At 50.5% G+C, this 18025-nt stretch carries 15 protein-coding genes; 1 reads left to right on the top strand and 14 read right to left on the bottom strand.

The features are described from left to right. Nucleotides 1-458: 458 nt before the first annotated feature. The 3 genes from DFR62_RS08985 to mce all read right to left on the bottom strand — a co-directional run bounded on the left by DFR62_RS08985 (nt 459) and on the right by mce (nt 3655). Entirely contained in the window at nt 459-1577 is a 1119-nt protein-coding gene (locus tag DFR62_RS08985; RefSeq protein ID WP_121299905.1) for a M20/M25/M40 family metallo-hydrolase, read from the bottom strand. Nucleotides 1578-1699: 122 nt separating this feature from the next. Next, nucleotides 1700-3241 carry an acyl-CoA carboxylase subunit beta gene (locus DFR62_RS08990; protein ID WP_121299907.1) on the bottom strand — a complete coding sequence of 514 codons (1542 nt, stop codon included), beginning with the start codon at nt 3239-3241 and terminating at the stop codon, nt 1700-1702. Between the two features lie 15 nt (nt 3242-3256). Then, nucleotides 3257-3655, bottom strand: a complete 399-nt coding sequence (mce, locus tag DFR62_RS08995) for a methylmalonyl-CoA epimerase (RefSeq protein WP_121299909.1) — start codon at nt 3653-3655, stop codon at nt 3257-3259. A 165-nt stretch (nt 3656-3820) separates the two neighbouring features. On the opposite strand from mce, the gene prli42 reads away from it, so the two are divergent. Further along, the gene (prli42, locus tag DFR62_RS17365; protein ID WP_156889046.1) at nt 3821-3916 is read left to right on the top strand and encodes a stressosome-associated protein Prli42; all 96 of its coding nucleotides are present in this window, start codon (nt 3821-3823) and stop codon (nt 3914-3916) included. Between the two features lie 111 nt (nt 3917-4027). Here prli42 and DFR62_RS09000 read toward each other — a convergent pair whose 3' ends face one another. The 11 genes from DFR62_RS09000 to DFR62_RS09050 form a co-directional block, all read right to left on the bottom strand. Further along, nucleotides 4028-5020, bottom strand: coding sequence for an aromatic acid exporter family protein (locus tag DFR62_RS09000; RefSeq protein ID WP_175578523.1), 993 nt, complete (start codon nt 5018-5020; stop codon nt 4028-4030). A 65-nt stretch (nt 5021-5085) separates the two neighbouring features. Then, nucleotides 5086-5526: a BrxA/BrxB family bacilliredoxin gene (locus DFR62_RS09005; protein WP_058380854.1), complete on the bottom strand. Its 441-nt coding sequence runs from the start codon at nt 5524-5526 to the stop codon at nt 5086-5088. Nucleotides 5527-5591: 65 nt separating this feature from the next. Beyond that, nucleotides 5592-6659 (bottom strand): methylmalonyl Co-A mutase-associated GTPase MeaB, encoded by a 1068-nt coding sequence (gene meaB, locus DFR62_RS09010; protein WP_121299911.1) that lies wholly within the window; start codon nt 6657-6659, stop codon nt 5592-5594. After that, nucleotides 6659-8806: a methylmalonyl-CoA mutase gene (gene scpA, locus DFR62_RS09015; protein WP_121299913.1), complete on the bottom strand. Its 2148-nt coding sequence runs from the start codon at nt 8804-8806 to the stop codon at nt 6659-6661. The genes meaB and scpA overlap by 1 nt, the downstream gene beginning before the upstream one ends. Next, a complete protein-coding gene (locus DFR62_RS09020) occupies nt 8807-10501 on the bottom strand; it encodes a methylmalonyl-CoA mutase family protein (protein WP_121299914.1) in 1695 nt (564 codons plus the stop codon). Nucleotides 10502-10600: 99 nt separating this feature from the next. Then, entirely contained in the window at nt 10601-11947 is a 1347-nt protein-coding gene (locus DFR62_RS09025) for a dihydrolipoamide acetyltransferase family protein (RefSeq protein ID WP_121299916.1), read from the bottom strand. Nucleotides 11948-12306: 359 nt separating this feature from the next. Continuing rightward, nucleotides 12307-13290, bottom strand: coding sequence for an alpha-ketoacid dehydrogenase subunit beta (locus DFR62_RS09030; protein WP_058380859.1), 984 nt, complete (start codon nt 13288-13290; stop codon nt 12307-12309). Beyond that, nucleotides 13290-14294, bottom strand: a complete 1005-nt coding sequence (locus DFR62_RS09035) for a thiamine pyrophosphate-dependent dehydrogenase E1 component subunit alpha (protein WP_121299918.1) — start codon at nt 14292-14294, stop codon at nt 13290-13292. The genes DFR62_RS09030 and DFR62_RS09035 overlap by 1 nt, the downstream gene beginning before the upstream one ends. Before the next feature lie 13 nt (nt 14295-14307). Beyond that, the gene (gene lpdA / locus DFR62_RS09040; protein ID WP_121299920.1) at nt 14308-15735 is read right to left on the bottom strand and encodes a dihydrolipoyl dehydrogenase; all 1428 of its coding nucleotides are present in this window, start codon (nt 15733-15735) and stop codon (nt 14308-14310) included. A 22-nt stretch (nt 15736-15757) separates the two neighbouring features. Continuing rightward, nucleotides 15758-16843 (bottom strand): butyrate kinase, encoded by a 1086-nt coding sequence (gene buk / locus DFR62_RS09045; protein WP_121299922.1) that lies wholly within the window; start codon nt 16841-16843, stop codon nt 15758-15760. Between the two features lie 28 nt (nt 16844-16871). Continuing rightward, on the bottom strand, nt 16872-17972 hold the full coding sequence (locus DFR62_RS09050; RefSeq protein WP_121299924.1) for a Leu/Phe/Val dehydrogenase: 1101 nt from the start codon (nt 17970-17972) through the stop codon (nt 16872-16874). Nucleotides 17973-18025: the final 53 nt, after the last annotated feature.

The following is an 18025-nucleotide window of genomic DNA, read 5'->3' on the forward strand; positions in this document are numbered from 1 at the left end:
AGCTGAACAAAACTATTCAAATTAATTCCATTGTCAGATGCATTTGACTTACTTTCTAAAACTAGAGATGAAGCGGAAAGGGGCGAATGGATGGCGAGGGGAAGCCAAGTCCATTCATTTGCGACGCATCTGCTTGCAGATGTGGGAGCAACGCTTTCCATATCAGTGAGAGAAGCGTCTCAACACCTGCCCCATCCCCGGGCAGCTGAAAGCGCGACGTCCTGTCGCATCAGCTGCATGACTCGCATCCTGCGAGCCCCAAGCGTGCCCCTTGCAGCGCAATCTTTTCCACTCACCTCTCTACTATCCATCTTTAAAATAGTGACGACCTGTCGCATCGGCTGCATAACTCGCATCCTGCAGGCCTAAAGTGTCCCCTTAAAGCGTCTCTCCAGTACTAAAAAACTGCCCCGATAAGCCCTGTGTAATGGCCTGTCGAGGCAGTTGATATGGTTTGATTAACGCGTGGCTGCTTCTTTGACAATTTCGACCAAGAGCTCGGTCAGTTTCTCAAGCTCTAGGACCGGCATGCGTTCGTTCGTTGTGTGGATTTCTTCATAGCCGACACATAGGTTGACCGTCGGAACGCCGTGGCCGTTGATGATATTGGCATCGCTTCCGCCTCCGCTTGTGAGGACAGGCGATGGGCGGCCGATGCGCTCAGCGGCAGCTTTCGCGATATCTACGACAGGGTCCATTTCATCAAAACGGAATCCTGGGTACATGAGCTGGACGTCTGTTTCCGCACGTCCGCCCATTTCCTTGGCAACTTCTTCGAAAACGGATTCCATGTGAGCCGTTTGGTCTGCCAATTTGTCTTCGCTAATCGAGCGGGCTTCAGACAAGATATGGACTTCGTCGCAAACGATATTGGTCGCTTTACCGCCTTCGAAACGGCCGATGTTTGCGGTCGTCTCTTCATCGATGCGCCCGAGTTTCATGCGCGCGATCGCTTTTGATGCGATGGTGATCGCAGATACGCCTTTTTCCGGCGCAACGCCGGCATGCGCCGTCTTGCCGTAGATCGTTGTCCACAATTTCGCTTGGTTCGGCGCAGATGTCACAATACCGCCGACTTGGCCGTCGCTATCGACTGCATAGCCGAATTTTGCCTTCAATAGGGATGCATCGAATTCTTTCGCCCCGACCAAACCGCTTTCTTCACCAGCTGTAATCAGGAATTGGATATCCCCGTGTTCAACATTTTCTTCTGACAAATGGCGTGCAAGTTCCAATAATGCCGCAACACCAGCTTTGTCATCAGCGCCCAGAATCGTCGTGCCGTCTGAATACACATAGCCGTCGCGGACTTCCGGCTTGATGCCTTTACCGGGAACAACTGTATCCATATGTACGGTGAAATAAATCGGCGGCGCATCTTTTTTCGTGCCTTCAAGTGTCGCCACCAGGTTTCCTGCACCATGTCCTGTGCGTTGTTTTGAATCGTCTTCGACGACGCTAAAGCCGAGAGCTTCCAGCTTTTCCGTCAATACTTTCGCAATGGCGGCTTCTTCTTTTGTTTCGGAGTCAATTTGCACAAGCTCCAAAAATTCTTCCAATAAGCGATCGGTTTTCATTCCAAAAACTCCTCTTCTATTCCATTTAGTCCAGTTCCTATTATAGCCTTAGCCCCTGTCGACTTCATGCAAAACGCATCAATCTCTTCCCTGTGACAGGAAGAGATTGGTCAAAAAGTCTTTTATAGCGGCATATTGCCGTGTTTTTTCTTCGGCCGTTCGTCTTTCTTGTGGCGCATCATCTCGAGAGCCTGGATGAGTTTGATGCGTGTTTCACGCGGGTCGATGACGTCATCGACCATACCGCGTGCCGCTGCGACGTAAGGATTCGCAAATTTCTCGCGGTATTCTTCGATTTTCGCTGCACGTGTCGCTTCGGGATCGTCGCTTGCGTCGATTTCACGGGCGAAGATGATATTCGCTGCGCCGTTCGGGCCCATGACCGCGATTTCGGCATTCGGCCAAGAGAACACCAAATCCGCGCCGATTGATTTCGAGTTGAGTGCCACATAGGCGCCCCCGTAAGCTTTCCGCAAAATGACGGTCATTTTCGGCACCGTCGCTTCCGAATAAGCATAAAGGATTTTCGCCCCGTGGCGGATGATGCCGCCGTGTTCTTGTTTAATGCCCGGGAAGAACCCAGTAACATCTTCAAAGGTAATGAGCGGAATATTGAAGCTATCGCAGAAGCGGATGAACCGCGCTGCTTTATCAGAAGAATCGATATCGAGGCCGCCTACCATTACTTTCGGCTGGTTGCACACAAGCCCGACCGTTTCGCCTTTAATGCGAGCAAGGCCGATCACGATATTGCGGGCGAATTCCGGTTGCACTTCCATGAAGCTGTCCTTGTCGACGACTTGTTCAACGACTTTCCGGACGTCGTATGGGCGAATCGCTTCGTAAGGGACGATATCAGCCAGATCCGGGCGGTAATCGTCTTCGTTGTCGACTTCAAGGCGCGGCGGCATTTCCTGGTTGTTCTGCGGCAAATAGCTGACCAATTGGCGCACCATTTCGAGTACTTCCTGCTCTGAACCTGAACGGAAGTGGGCGTTTCCGCTGATGGCGGTATGTACACGTGATCCTCCGAGATCCTCAGAGGAGATTTTTTCTCCCGTGACCGTCTCGATGACTTTCGGACCGGTGATGAACATTTGGCTCGTTTTGTCGACCATGAAGACAAAATCGGTAATGGCCGGCGAATAGACCGCTCCGCCTGCAGATGGTCCCATAATGACGGAAATTTGCGGGATGACTCCTGAATAAATTGAATTGCGGTAGAAAATATGGCCATAGCCATCAAGCGATAACACGCCTTCCTGGATGCGGGCGCCACCGGAATCGTTCAAGCCGATAAACGGAGCGCCGTTTTTCGCTGCCATATCCATCACGTTAGCGATTTTTTTCGCATGCATTTCACCCAACGCACCGCCGAAAACGGTGAAATCCTGAGAAAACAGGTAGATTGGGCGGCCGTTCACTTTGCCGTAGCCAGTGACAACGCCTTCCCCTGGGCCTTTGCCCATGCCGAAGTCGGTTGTGCGGTGTTCAACGAACGGGCTCAGCTCGACAAAGCTGCCTTCATCGAGCAACAAGTCGATGCGCTCGCGGGCGGTCAGTTTGCCTTTTTCGTGCTGCTTATCAATGCGGGCTTCACCACCGCCTAGTTCGATTTCTCTTTTTCTGTCATACAACTCATTGATGCGTTCATAAATGTCCATTTCCCCACTCCTCCATCACTTCTTTTCGCACAGTTCATACAAAACGCCATTTGACGATTTCGGGTGTAAAAAGGCAACCATTGCCCCGCCTGCTCCCGGTTTCGGTTCGTCACTTAATAATTTGACACCGTTTTCACGAAGTTCCGACATCCGTTCTTCGATACCGTCGACACCGAACGCGATGTGATGGATGCCTTCGCCTTTTTTCTCGATAAATTTGTGGATCGGGCTGTCTTCGCTCATCGGCTCAAGTAGTTCCAGCTTGATGTTGCCTGCATCGATAAAGGCCACTTTCACTTTCTGCCCTTCCACTTCTTCGATTTTCATCAACGGACACCCAAGTGTCTCTGTGTAATAAGGCAGGACCTGCTCTAAATCTTTTACAGCGATTCCGATATGATCTACTTTCTTCATCCTTATTCACTTCCTTTTTTGGCTTCCTCTTTATTGTACCCATTCAAAGCCAAAAACTCTAGTTGTTATCGAATATTAAGAAAATGGCGACGCTGCCAGTTTAAAAATCAGCCCATATGTGGTATGATTCTTTCAAAGTACAGGAATAAAGGAGCTATGCTATCCATGAGAAACCAAGCTTTCCGTAAAGTCATTGTCTACGCAATGGTCGGATTGATGCTGCTATCGAGCCTGATGATGGGCTTAAGCTTCGTCATTTAATTTGAAATCTGCTGAAGGGCTTCTTTCCGCGCATGAACTACGCGCTGAGAGGGCCCTTTTTTTCGTGCGCACACAAAAACCGGCCAGAGCGTGATTTCTCTGGCCGGTTTTTTAGGCTAGGCTTGGGTTGAGCCCTTTTTTATTGTGGAAGCCTTTATAGCTTTGCTTGATCTCGAGATAAGTTTCCATTTCCTGAATGATGGCATTCAGATCCGCCATAGCAAGGAATTTTTCGTGCGTATCCGGCAGCGGCATCTCTGCGAAATTCGCTTTCAGCCGATCCAATTTGGTGATGTATTGGTCGGCGGTATTGCCGGAATGCACATGTTCGGACAAGTCTTCCAAAAAATCCGCAACAAGCTGGGTCTGTCCGACGATCACCGGGAGCGCCGTGATTTTCGGCAAGATGCGTTCGATAATTTGAAGCTGCTGCTCGCGCATATCGAAATAATGGTAATACTTGTTTTCATGTCGCAGCAAGTGATTCTCAACATCCTGATAAGCGAGCGCTTTGGCTTTATCGATCAGCTTTTCCGATTCCATCAATTCCTTACCGGTCCAACCCGATTCCCCGTGGCGCAAGTAAATAGTCGTTTCACGAAAAATCGTCGAATACAGCCGTTCGACTTCTTCCCGGTAGCGTTCGAGTTTTTTCTCGATGCTCGGCATATACATGTTGACGATCAACGCTGTACCGAAACCAATCATCATCAACATCACTTCGTTCAGGAACAATGCGCCGGTCAAATTTTTGGCGTCGTATAAATGAAGCAAAATGACCGCACTGGAGACGAAGCCATCCGAAAACCCAAGGCTGACGAGCACCGGGATGAACAGCAAGATTAGAATGCCGAGCGTGATGGGATTATACATGCCCAGTTCAAAAAAGATGAATGCGAAGACGATGGCGATCATGCTGGCGACAAAGCGGGAGAACGCGGCACGGACCGACTTCTTTTTTGTCGGCTGGATGCACAAGATCGTCAAGATGCCGGCAGATACATAATATTCGAGTCCGATCAACTGGGCCAAATAAATGGCGATGGCGGCGCCGAGTGCTGTTTTCATGGTCCGGTAACCGATGCGGTATGGTTTCAGTTTCATAGGCGTCTCCCCTCAAAATACAAAAATGCCCCCGCTGCCGGGGGCATTTTTTCTTACATTTTTTCTTACATTTCTTCGCAATGCTCTTCGAAAATTGACTGGATATGCGTAATGACCGACATCGGATCGTGCCCTTCGATTTCGTGGCGGCCGATTTCATCCACTAATTTACCGTCTTTCAGGAAAGCAAATGATGGTGACGATGGCAAATGGTCATCGCCGAACAAGTCGCGCGCTTGCGCTGTTGCTTCTTTATCCTGGCCGGCAAACACTGTGTACAAGTGGTCCGGGCGTTTGTCGTAATGGACCGAGTGAAGAGCAGCCGGGCGTGCGATGCCGCCTGCACATCCGCAAACCGAGTTGATCATGACAAGGCTCGTGCCGGGTTTTGCGAATGCCTCTTGCACGTCTTCAGCCGTTTCAAGTTGTGTATAGCCACCGTCAGTTAGTTCTTGGCGGGCTTGTGTAACAATATCATTCATCAGGAAATTAAAATCCATGCTCATCTGTACCACTCCTTCATTATTGCTGTTCTTATCATATCAGGACAGCGGCACAGTTGCAAAAAAGCTTACTTGAACAGTTCTGTGACCGCCTGTGAGACCGTCAATCGGTCATTGAGAATGCGCTGTTCCATGTCTTTAACCTGCTGTTTGCGCTCAGGATCGCCGTAAAAACGGCCAAGCAATTCATCGGTGATCATCGAATGGAACCAATCGCGCGTCTGTTCCTGACGCCTCGTGTCCCAATAGCTGCTTTCTTTCACCGTTTGTTCAAAATCCTTGACCATATCCCAGATCTCTTGCATGCCGGTTCCTTCAATGGACGAAACCGCCAAAGGGCGTGTCGTCCATCCTTCGGTCGCCGGTTGCAAAAAATGCAGCATCTGTTTGTATTCCCGCACGGTTTTCTTGGCGAGCGGCAAATTGTCTTGGTCGGCTTTATGGACAATCATCGCATCCGCCAATTCCAAGATGCCCTTTTTCATGCCTTGCAACTCATCTCCAGCACCCGTCAACACAAGCAACAGGAACATATCAACCATGCCGCGCACGAGCGTCTCGCTCTGCCCGACACCGACCGTTTCGACCAAGATTACATCGTAGCCTGCCGCTTCGCATAAGAGCATCGTCTCACGCGTCTTTTTATGGACGCCGCCGAGCGTTCCTGCAGTGGGCGACGGCCGGATGAACGCTTTAGTGTTTCGCGCCAGTTCTTCCATGCGCGTTTTGTCGCCGAGTATGCTGCCGCCCGTTCGCGAGGAACTGGGGTCGATCGCAAGCACCGCTACCCGGTGGCCGAGCTCTGTCAGCATCGTCCCGAAGGTTTCGATGAATGTGCTTTTGCCGGCTCCTGGAACGCCGGTGATGCCGATGCGTATGCTATTGCCCGTTTTTGGCAGCAGCGCATTCAATAATTCCTGGCCGCGCTTTTTGTGATCGGGGTTAGTACTTTCAAGCAAGGTGATCGCCTTGCCTAAATGCAAGCGCGATCCGCTTTCCACGCCGTGTGCGAGCTCGCCCAAATCAAATTGGTTGGCAGCCGGCTTTTTAAATTTTTTCCTTGGCAATGCTTTCATGCCATCATGCTTGTCCGAAACACCCGACATGACTTGTCTGGACTGCTTCTCGCGATCCATCAGTCTGCCTCTTCCTCGTACCCGAGGCGCGCGTAAATTTCTTCGATGACTTTTTGGGCGGCAACCGGGATGACTGTCCCTGGCCCGAAGATCGCGCTTGCGCCGTTATTGCGCAGGAATTCGTAATCCTGTGCCGGGATGACGCCGCCGACGACGATTAAAATGTCTTCACGCCCCACTTTTTTCAACTCTGCCGCAAGATCCGGCACAAGTGTCATATGGCCAGCTGCAAGCGAGCTGACGCCGATGACATGGACGTCGTTTTCCGCGGCCTGCTGGGCTGTTTCTGCAGGCGTTTGGAACAATGGCCCGATGTCTACATCAAAGCCGAGATCAGCAAATGCGGTCGAGATGACTTTCGCGCCGCGATCGTGTCCGTCCTGGCCCATCTTGGCGATCAGGATACGCGGGCGGCGGCCTTCGTTTTCAATGAATTCCTCCGTCATTTGTTTGACGATCTGCATTTCTTCCTGGTTGGAGAAGTTAGAACTGTATACACCGCTCACGGAACGGATCACCGCCTTATGCCTGCCGGAAGCTTTTTCGATGGCATCCGAAATTTCGCCGAGTGATGCCCGGTGTCGAGCCGCTTCAATTGCACAGGCGAGAATATTGTCTTCGCCGCTTTCTGCCGCTTTTGTCAGCTCCAGCAACGCTTTCTCTACTTTTTTCTGGTCGCGCGTGTCGCGCATCCGATCGAGTCGCTCAATCTGCTTTTTACGCACCATCGTGTTGTCGATGTTCAAAATATCGATCGGGTCTTCCTCATCGAGACGGTAGCGGTTGACGCCGATGATTGTTTCTTCATTCGAATCGATTTGCGCTTGTTTTTTCGCAGCCGCTTCTTCGATGCGCATTTTCGGAAGGCCCGTTTCAATGGCTTTTGCCATGCCGCCGAGTTCCTCGACTTCTTCGATCAATGTCCACGCTTTTTCCATCAATTCTTCCGTCAGCTTTTCAACGTAATACGAACCACCCCATGGATCGATCGTATTGTTCATCAAAGTCTCTTCTTGAAGGAATAATTGCGTATTGCGTGCAATGCGAGCGGAGAAATCAGTCGGTAAGGCAATCGCTTCATCAAGCGCATTGGTGTGCAAGGATTGCGTATGGCCCATCGCCGCGGCATTCGCCTCGAGCAGTGTACGTGTCACGTTATTGAATGGGTCCTGCTCCGTCAAGCTCCATCCCGAAGTTTGGGAGTGTGTGCGGAGCGCCAAGGATTTAGCGTTTTGCGGGTCGAAGCTCTTCATCATCTTCGCCCAGATTTCGCGCCCAGCCCGCATTTTTGCGACTTCCATGAAATAGTTCATGCCGATGCCCCAGAAAAATGACAAGCGCGGCGCGAACTGGTCGATGTCGATTCCTGCATCCAAACCGGTACGGACATATTCCAAGCCGTCTGCAAGCGTATAGGCAAGCTCGATATCCGCCGTAGCGCCCGCTTCTTGGATATGGTAGCCCGAAATGGAAATCGAGTTGAATTTCGGCATATGATCGGATGTGTATTTAAAGATATCCGCAATGATCTGCATCGACATCGCCGGAGGATAGATATAGGTGTTGCGCACCATATATTCTTTGAGGATATCGTTTTGGATCGTGCCCGCCAATTGCTCTGGCGAGACGCCCTGTTCTTCTGCAGCGACGATGAAAAATGCCATGATCGGCACAACTGCGCCATTCATTGTCATCGATACCGACATTTGGTCAAGCGGGATGCCGTCAAATAAAATTTTCATGTCTTCGACGCTATCGATGGCTACCCCGGCTTTACCGACATCGCCGACAACGCGCGGGTGGTCGGAATCATAGCCACGGTGCGTCGCGAGGTCGAATGCCACGGACAAGCCTTTTTGGCCCATTGCCAAATTGCGGCGATAGAAGGCGTTGCTTTCTTCAGCGGTCGAAAAACCGGCATACTGGCGCACTGTCCAAGGCCGTGATACATACATTGTCGGGTATGGCCCGCGGACGTTCGGCGCAAATCCAGGATAGCTCGTTTGTTCTTCATTCAAGTCTTTCGAAGAATAAAACGGTTTCACGGCAATGCCTTCGTTGGTCATAAAAGCGCTCTCATCCCGGTCGCCCAATTTAGCCGTATCGAGTTTTGTGACGTCAATTTTCGTAAAATCAGGTGTCGTCATTTACAGCGCCTCCTTTCCAAGTGACAAAACAGCTTCTAATTTATCGATCAACGGCTTGCCCGCATAGAGAGAATCGCGGATCCCGTTTGCTTCCCAACTTTTTAACGTTTCCTTATCGATTTTCCCGGCAACATCAATTGCCGCTTTCGCATCGAGTTGCGGAATCGTTTTTTCAAGTGTTTCACGGCTTCCGCATAAAACGGCGTAGTCGAGCTCTTCAGAACGGATATAACGGTTTACTTCGTCAGCGGAGGAAAGATACGGGCTGATTTCGGGCTCGATTCCTGCGACGGATAAGAAGCCTTGCACAAAATCCGCCTGCGGTTTCACGGCTTTTAACGGCTCCAACAAGATAACGGCCGATTTGACGCTCGTTTCGCGGCTTTTCGCACGCAATTTCTCAAACGGCGTCGCCAAGCGTTTGGCTGTCATATACTCCAAATGGGCGGTATCGATTTTGGCGTCTTTCACCGGCTCCTGCGGGTTGGCATAGATATTCGTGCCGATCAAGGAAGCTTTGCGGTTGGCCACTTGCTGTTCGCGATCGAGCCATTTGGCTTGAATGTCATCTGTTAGCCAGCCAGTCCGCTTCACTTCGGAATAGCCTCCTGCTTCCTGGATTTCCAAGAAATAGTTCCATGCGGCATCGACGTATTCGCGCGTTAGGCTTTCGATGTAATAAGATCCAGCTGCAACATCGGTGACGTGCGAAACATGGGATTCTTCTTTGATGACCAATTGTACATTGCGTGCGATGCGCCGGCTGGAACCAGTCGGAACTGTCAGGAAATCATGCGGATGCACAGTATGCCCGTCCGTTCCCGCTAGCACGGCGGAAAAAGTGGCATTGCCTGCCCGCAGCAAATTGACATAAGAATCCAGTTTGGAATACGAGCGCACCGACGTTTCCGTAAATATCGGGATGCGTGGCGCTTGTTTTCCGTAAGCGGAGCAAAATGCCTGCCACAATACGCGGAATGCCCGTATTTTGGAAATTTCCTGGAAGAAATGAGTGTCGACTGCAAAACGCACCCAGAAGCTCTTCGCTGCTGATTCGAAATCCTGTTGGTCCAGCGCTTCGGCCATCATGCTAAGGGCCACACCAAGTTCATGGATGATCGTCCCGCCGGCGTTATGCGTCGGCAAAGTATCAATCAAGCCTGTCCGAACATTTTCCGGTGCCTGAATTGGCTCTTCCGTGAAAATGACACCTTGTACTTTTGCCTGCTGTTCAGCTGGAAGCATATCGAACACCTTTAAAATGGGATCGTTGTCTTCAGTTACCTTGAAATAAATCGGATAGCGGACGATCAAATCCGCAAGCTGTTCGAGCTGCGCTTCGGTCCAGTCGAATGGCTGTGCACCGGAATAGACGACCGCTTCATTTCCTCGTGACAGATCATCTTCTGTCACAGCCAAAAATTCCTCGGCATCATGTGCTGTGATTTCCTGCGCCACGATCCAGGAAGGACCGAACTTGCCGCTCTGGACAGCGGCTACTTGTGCTTCCACATCGGATACGGATCGCTCAAGCATGTCTTTCGTATAGAGGGGTTCGAGGGTGATGTCTTCAATGGTGCTGGTTTTCATCACCTTTTCAAAATCTTTTCCTTTCAGTGCAGCTTCTGCCGCTTGTTTCCATTCTTCGTATGTACGCTCAGGAAACTGAATGTTCTTCATCGATTCAATCGTCAAACTATTCCCTCCTCAAAGCTTTCTGTCTCCATTTTACCTGACGTTGCAAGTTACTGAAAGGAAAAAAAAGCTTGAAGTCCGAAGACTCCAAACTTTTCATCAATAAACTGATGTATTGTCCTTGTTCATTTTTTCAAGGATTTCTTTAACGCGTGCCAAGAACTGTCCGCAAACGAGGCCATCAAGAACACGGTGGTCGAGCGATAGGCATAAGTTCACCATATCACGTGCAGCGATCATTCCACCCTGCATGATGACTGGGCGCTTGACGATCGACTCGACTTGGATGATCGCAGCTTGCGGGTGGTTGATGATGCCCATCGATTGGACAGAACCGAACGACCCGGTGTTATTGACGGTGAACGTGCCGCCTTGCATATCTGCCGACTTCAACTTGCCTGTGCGCGCTTTTTGCGCCAGTTCGTTGATTTCGCGGCCGATGCCTTTGACGGATTTCTCGTCAGCATTTTTGATGACCGGAACGAACAAGGCGTTGTCTGAAGCGACCGCAATCGAGATGTTGATGTCTTTTTTCTGGATGATCTTGTCCCCTGCCCACATCGAGTTCATCATTGGGAACTCTTTCAATGCCTGGGAGATCGCTTTGACGAAGAATGCAAAATACGTGATGTTGAATCCTTCTTTTTTCTTGAAGTCGCCTTTGATGGAATCGCGGAATTGCGCAAGATCCGTCACGTCGACTTCGATCATCATCCAAGCATGCGGAGCTTCGTGCTTGCTCTTGAGCATATTTGCTGCAATCGCTTTGCGCACGCCGGTGACTGGGATTTCGATATCGCCAGGAGCCGATTCGATGGATTCTTCCTTAGCAGCTGGCGCTTTCGGTGCTTGTTGCGGCGCAGCTTGCTGAACAGGTTCTGCTGTTTCAGCCGCTTGTGGCGCATGTGCAGTCTCGCTGCCAGCTTGAGGAATGTTACCGCTGTCGATCAATTGCATCAAATCCTTGCGGGTGATGCGGCCTTCGTTTCCAGATCCTTCGACTTGGTTCAAGTCGATGTCGTGATCTTGCGCGAGACGAAGAACGGCTGGTGAATAACGTGCTTTGCCGCCCTGTGGTTTAGCTGGTTTTGACGAGCCTTTTTCACCTTCGAGTTTTTTGGTCGGTGCGGCTCCTGCAGCTGGCATTTCATTGGCTTTTTCGCCTTCAGCTGGTTTTGCTTCTTCCACTGGGGCAGAATCTCCGCCTTCAGTTTCGATCGTGCAGACCACTTCGCCGACTTCCAATGTATCGCCTTCAGAAGCGATCAATTCCTTGATTGTCCCTGTAAACGATGAAGGAACTTCTGCCGTTACTTTATCGGTATTGACTTCCGCCAACGGATCATACTTGTTTACATGGTCGCCTGGCTGGACGAGCCATTTTTCGATCGTGCCTTCTGTTACACTTTCGCCAAGTTGGGGCATCGTGATTTTTTCAATAGCCAAAGGGATTCCTCCTTTTCAATCTGTGATGCATATTCATTTATAAGGTTTATGCGTTAACGGCCAGCTTCTCGGGCTTATGCCTGTCGAAGCTAAACGGCCATTTCCGCTTTTCTTCTGTCCAGCTCCGTTGCCCAGTCCCTCGAGGTCGCTTCGGTCCCGCCTGCACTGGCAAAAAGCGCCAGTGCTGACATGACCTCCAGCGCTTGTCGGGGCTAGATGGGCAACTCCGCTTTTCTTCTGTCTAGCTGCAATGGCCAGCTTCTCGGGTCATAAACCATTCCGGCTGTGCGGCAAAAAGCGCCGCTTCGCCAGCCTGCTTTATGCCTGTCGAAGCTAGACGGCCATTTCCGCTTTTCTTCTTAAAACTCGGCTAGTTCTCTCATGGCTTTTTCTACTTTGTCCGGGTTGATCATGAAGAATTTCTCCATGGTCGGTGCGTATGGCATTGCCGGAATGTCCGGTCCTGCAAGGCGTTTGATTGGTGCGTCAAGGTCGAATAGGCAGTTTTCAGCGATGATTGCTGCCACTTCGCCGATGATGCTTCCTTCTTTATTGTCTTCAGTGACAAGCAGGACTTTACCGGTCTTTTTCGCTGCTTCGATGATGCCTTCTTTATCCAATGGATAGATCGTGCGCAAATCCAGGATGTGGACGGAGTAGCCATCTTCAGCCAGGCGTTCTGCAGCTTGCAATGCGAAATGGACAGCCAATCCGTAGGTGATAACAGTGATGTCTTCGCCTTCGCGCTTGACGTCGGCTTTGCCGATTTCGATTGTGTAATCATCTTCCGGCACTTCGCCTTTGATTAGGCGATATGCGCGTTTGTGCTCGAAGAACATGACCGGATCTTCATCGCGGATCGCTGCTTTCAACAAGCCTTTCGCGTCATACGGTGTGGATGGGATGACGATTTTAAGTCCCGGTTGGTTGGCGAATACCGCTTCGACGGATTGCGAATGGTAAAGTGCGCCGTGGACGCCGCCGCCAAATGGGGCACGGAAGACGATCGGGCAAGACCAGTCATTGTTTGAACGGTAGCGAATGCGTGAAGCTTCTGAAATGATTTGGTTGACTGCCGGCATGATGAAATCCGCGAACTGGAACTCAGCGATTGGGCGCAGGCCATACATCGCCGCTCCGATTCCGACTCCAGCGATGGCTGATTCTGCAAGCGGCGTATCGACTACGCGGTCTTCGCCAAATTCATCGTAGAGCCCTTGTGTCGCTTTGAAAACGCCGCCTTTTTTGCCGACATCTTCCCCGAGTACGAAAACGTTTTCGTCACGTGCCATTTCTTCTTTCATGGCAAGCGTGATGGCATCGATATAACTCATAACTGCCATTATTCGTTTCCTCCTTCTTCAGCATAGACGTGTTTCATTGCACTTTCTGCTGGTGCGTATGCTGCGTTTTCTGCATAATCTGTCGCTTCGTTAACAAGCGCCATGATGCGGTCGTTGATTTCTTTTTCAAGTTCGTCGTCCATGATGCCGTTTTCTTTCAAATAAGCACCAAACAATAGAATTGGGTCTTTTTCTTTTTGTGCAGCGAGTTCATCCGCTGAACGGTATTGGCGATGGTCATCATCAGATGAGTGGGCTGTCATGCGCTCTGAAACCGTCTCGATCAAGCTCGGGCCTTCGCCGTTGCGTGCGCGGTCTGCTGCTTGTTTCACGTGTTTATATACCTCGATCGGGTCGTTTCCGTCGATTGTCACGCCAGGCATTCCGTAGCTTGCTGCACGATCCGAAACGTTTTTGCTCGCCACTTGGCGCTCAAACGGCACGGAAATCGCGTAGCGGTTATTTTCAACCATTGTGATGACCGGCAATTTATGTACACCGGCAAAGTTCAAGCCTTCATGGAAATCACCTTGGTTGGAAGAACCTTCACCAAGCGTGTTGAATGTGATGAAATCCTTTTTCTTCATTTTCCCAGCAAGCGCAACACCTACTGCATGCGGAAGCTGAGTCGTTACAGGTGAAGAACCTGTCAGGATGCGGTTTTTCTTTTGCCCGAAATGCCCAGGCATCTGGCGGCCGCCGGAGTTCGGGTCTTCTGCTTTGGCAAATGCCGATAGCATCAAATCTTTCGGCGTCATGCCGAAGTGAAGGACCACGCCGAGGTCGCGGTAATACGGTGCGACATAATCTTTCGTATTGTCGAGTGCGTAAGCCGCTCCGACCTGCGCTGCTTCCTGCCCTTGGCAAGAAATGACGAAAGGAATTTTCCCTGCACGGTTCAGGAGCCACATGCGCTCATCAACGCGGCGTGCCGTCAACATCGTTTCATATATTTTCAAGACATCTTCGTTCGTCAAACCTACTTCTTCGTGTTTCGTAGCCATTGAATTTCCTCCTTTAACTATGGATCGCTTTGCCGTCTACCGCTAATGCCGCTTCGCCCATGACCTCTGAAAGCGTCGGGTGCGGGTGGATTGTGTCTGCAATTTCCCAAGGCGTTGCGTCAAGTACCATGGCAAGCCCGGCTTCTGAGATCATGTCCGTCACATGCGGCCCGATCATATGGACGCCAAGGATATCGTTTGTTTCTTTGTCTGCAATGATTTTCACAAAACCATCCGACTCTCCATAGACCAACGCTTTACCGATCGCCTTGAATGAGAATTTTCCGGTTTTCACCTCATAGCCTTGCTCTTTTGCTTGGTCTTCCGTAATGCCCACACTTGCAGCTTCCGGATTCGAGTAGATGCAGCGTGACACAAGGTCGTAGTTGATGGCATGTGGCGCATTGCCTTTAATATGCTCAACCGCAGTAATGCCTTCGTGAGAAGCCACGTGAGCAAGTTGCATGCCGCCAATGACATCACCGATTGCGTAAATATGGGATTCTTTCGTCTGGAACGTGTTCTTCACTTGGATAAAGCCTTTTTCAACGAGAATATCCGTGTTTTCAATCCCGATATTTTCGACATTGGCTTGGCGCCCGACCGATACCAGCATTTTTTCAGCAGTGAAGGTTTCGTTGCTGCCGTTGATTTCGGCTTGGATCGACACTTGGCCTTCACCTTTTTCAACGGTTTCCGGCAAGACTTTCGCACTAGTTGCGAATTTTACGCCTTTTTTCTTCAATAACTTCTGCATTTCTTTGGAAATGTCTTTGTCTTCAGTCGGCACGATGCGGTCTGCGTATTCGAGAACCGTCACTTCGACGCCGAAATCGTTGAGCATTGAAGCCCATTCGATTCCGATGACGCCTCCTCCGACGATCAAAATGGATTTTGGCAGTTCGGTCATCGCAAGTGCTTCTTCAGAACTCATGACCAACTCTCCATCGATATCAAGGCCCGGCAATGTCCGCGGGCGTGAACCGGTCGCGATGATGACGTTATTCGGGATGAGCATTTCGTTCTCTTCCCCGTTGTTCATTTCAACTGAAATGGTCCCTGGGTTTGGCGAGAAGATCGATGGGCCGAGAATGCGGCCGATGCCTTCGTAAACATCGATTTTGCCTTTTTTCATCAAGCCTTGTACCCCTGCATGAAGCTGGTCGACGATTCCTTGTTTACGCTGTTGCACGCGTGAGAAATCGAGCGATACTTCACCGGTGTTGACGCCAAAATCGGCAGCATGGTTTTTTGTCGTTGCATATACTTCTGCACTGCGGAGCAATGCTTTACTCGGGATGCAGCCTTGGTGCAGGCATGTACCGCCCAGTTTGCCCTTTTCGACAATCGCAGTTTTAAGGCCGAGCTGGGCTGAACGGATTGCCGCTACATAGCCGCCCGTACCGCCGCCTAGAATGACGACATCGTAATTTTGAGCCATTGGGTATTCCTCCTTTGGAATGTTAACCGTTTGGATAGATTCGCGTTTGTTCTTCGCCGTCGAGAACCCGGCTAGCGCCTTCTGCGAGCGCTTGCAGTTCGTTTTCTCCGGGATGGACCACGACATCGGCGATCCAGGAAATCCGGTCTGAAATCGCTTTAACGAAGTCTTTTCCATAAGCAAGGCCACCCGTTAAGATGATGGCATCTACTTGCCCTTTTAATACGGCGCTTGCAGAACCGATTTCCCGCGCGACTTGATAAGCCATCGCATCGTAAACCAACGCTGCTTCTTTATCGCCTTTTTGGATGCGTTTTTCAACCGTCACGGCATCATTCGTGCCAAGATAGCCAACTAATCCGCCTTGCCCGACTAGTTTTTTCATGATTTCGTGGCGGTAATATTGCCCGGAAAAGCACAATTCAACCAAATCGCCCGCCGGAACGGTTCCTGCCCGCTCGGGGCTGAAAGGGCCGTCGCCATGCAAGCCGTTATTAACGTCGACGACTTTGCCATCTTCATGGACCCCAACCGTTATGCCGCCGCCCATATGTGTAACGATAAGGCGCAAGTCTTTATAAGCACGACCTGCTTCTTTGGCGTAGCGTCTGGCAACGGCCTTTTGGTTCAAGGCATGAAAAATCGACTTTCGTTCAATCAATGAAAAGCCGGAAATGCGTGCGATTGGCGACAATTCATCGACAACGACAGGATCGACGATAAATGCCGGGATGTTGAGCCCTTCGGCAATTTCATGGGCGATAATGCCGCCGAGATTGGAAGCGTGCTGGCCGGAATAGCCTTCACGCAAGTCTTCTAGCATCGCCTCGTTGACAGCGTAGGTACCGCCTTCGATCGGGCGCAGCAATCCGCCTCTTCCGCATACCGCCGAAAGTTTCGAGACGTTCATGCCTTCCTCATCAAGCGCTTCTAATATATTTTGTTTCCGAAATTGAAACTGGTCAATAATGGCAGGGAAATCCGCCAGCTCTTCTGTCGAGTGGCGGATAGTCTTTTCAAGGATCTGGACATCGTTGTCAAAAACGCCGATCTTTGTCGAAGTTGAGCCGGGGTTAATGACCAGAATTCGATTCAGCTGTTTTTGCACATCGATTCCTCCGTTTCTTCCTTCAAACTTAGCGTCTGCTTAAAATGTCATGGCCGTGGCCGTTGCGCAAGAATTGGCTTCTTGAGTTGCGTACGCGCTCAATGCGCTCTTCCGCCATACGGTCAGCTGCGATATAGCTTGGAATTCCGTCGCGTTTGGCAATTTCAAAAATGCGTGTAATGCTGTCGTAGATCGTTTCAACGCGTTTCATCGCACGTTCGTTATTGTAGCCGTAAAGCTCATCCGCTACGTTGATGACGCCGCCTGAGTTGATAACGAAGTCCGGTGCGTAAACGATGCCGCGCGCTTCGAGCTCATCGCCGTGGCGCTGTTCTTTCAATTGGTTATTGGCAGATCCTGCGACCACTTTCACTTTCAATTGTGGAATCGTCTCATCGTTGATGATGGCGCCCATAGCACATGGCGCGAAGATATCCGCCTCTACCGAATAGATTTCGTTTGGCTCGACAGCCGTAGCGCCGAATGCTTCAACAGCACGTTGAACCGCTTCTTTGTTGATGTCAGTGACAATCAATTTCGCGCCTTCTTTGTGCAAGTATTCGCATAGCGGGTAAGCGACATTTCCGACGCCTTGTACGGCTACTGTTTTGCCTTCTAGTGAATCGTCGCCGTAAGCTTCCATAGCGGCCGCTTTCATGCCGATGTATGCGCCGTAAGCAGTCACTGGGGATGGGTTGCCTGATGAACCGAATGCCGGTGAGATACCTGTGACGAAATCTGTTTCTTCATGGATCATGTCCATGTCAGCAACAGTCGTTCCAACATCTTCAGCTGTGATGTAGCGTCCGTTCAAGCCTTGGATGAAACGGCCGAAAGCACGGAACATTTCTTCGTTTTTGTCTTTCAATGGGTCGCCGATAATAACGGTTTTGCCGCCGCCAAGGTTGAGTCCGGCTGCTGCGTTTTTGTATGTCATGCCGCGGCCAAGGCGGATGGCATCTTCAATCGCTTCTTCTTCTGTTTCATAGTTCCACATGCGCGTGCCGCCAAGTGCTGGTCCAAGCGTTGTATCATGGATACAGATGATGGCTTTAAGGCCAGAGTTTTTATCTTGGCAAAATACCAATTGCTCGTAATCGTGTTCTTCCATCTTTTTGAAAATTTCCATCGTAAATTCCTCCTAATAGTTTAAGCTTTATAGTTTTTATAGATCCGGTTAGT

Source organism: Planococcus citreus (assembly GCF_003664125.1).
Lineage (GTDB): Bacteria > Bacillota > Bacilli > Bacillales_A > Planococcaceae > Planococcus > Planococcus citreus.

Coding starts and splice junctions, on each gene's coding strand:
- DFR62_RS08985 (WP_121299905.1), bottom strand. CDS start 1,577: ATGAAAACCGATCGCTTATTGGAAGAATTTTTGGAGCTTGTGCAAATT.
- DFR62_RS08990 (WP_121299907.1), bottom strand. CDS start 3,241: ATGGACATTTATGAACGCATCAATGAGTTGTATGACAGAAAAAGAGAA.
- mce (WP_121299909.1), bottom strand. CDS start 3,655: ATGAAGAAAGTAGATCATATCGGAATCGCTGTAAAAGATTTAGAGCAG.
- prli42 (WP_156889046.1), top strand. CDS start 3,821: ATGAGAAACCAAGCTTTCCGTAAAGTCATTGTCTACGCAATGGTCGGA.
- DFR62_RS09000 (WP_175578523.1), bottom strand. CDS start 5,020: ATGAAACTGAAACCATACCGCATCGGTTACCGGACCATGAAAACAGCA.
- DFR62_RS09005 (WP_058380854.1), bottom strand. CDS start 5,526: ATGAGCATGGATTTTAATTTCCTGATGAATGATATTGTTACACAAGCC.
- meaB (WP_121299911.1), bottom strand. CDS start 6,659: ATGGATCGCGAGAAGCAGTCCAGACAAGTCATGTCGGGTGTTTCGGAC.
- scpA (WP_121299913.1), bottom strand. CDS start 8,806: ATGACGACACCTGATTTTACGAAAATTGACGTCACAAAACTCGATACG.
- DFR62_RS09030 (WP_058380859.1), bottom strand. CDS start 13,290: ATGGCAGTTATGAGTTATATCGATGCCATCACGCTTGCCATGAAAGAA.
- DFR62_RS09035 (WP_121299918.1), bottom strand. CDS start 14,294: ATGGCTACGAAACACGAAGAAGTAGGTTTGACGAACGAAGATGTCTTG.
- lpdA (WP_121299920.1), bottom strand. CDS start 15,735: ATGGCTCAAAATTACGATGTCGTCATTCTAGGCGGCGGTACGGGCGGC.
- DFR62_RS09050 (WP_121299924.1), bottom strand. CDS start 17,972: ATGGAAATTTTCAAAAAGATGGAAGAACACGATTACGAGCAATTGGTA.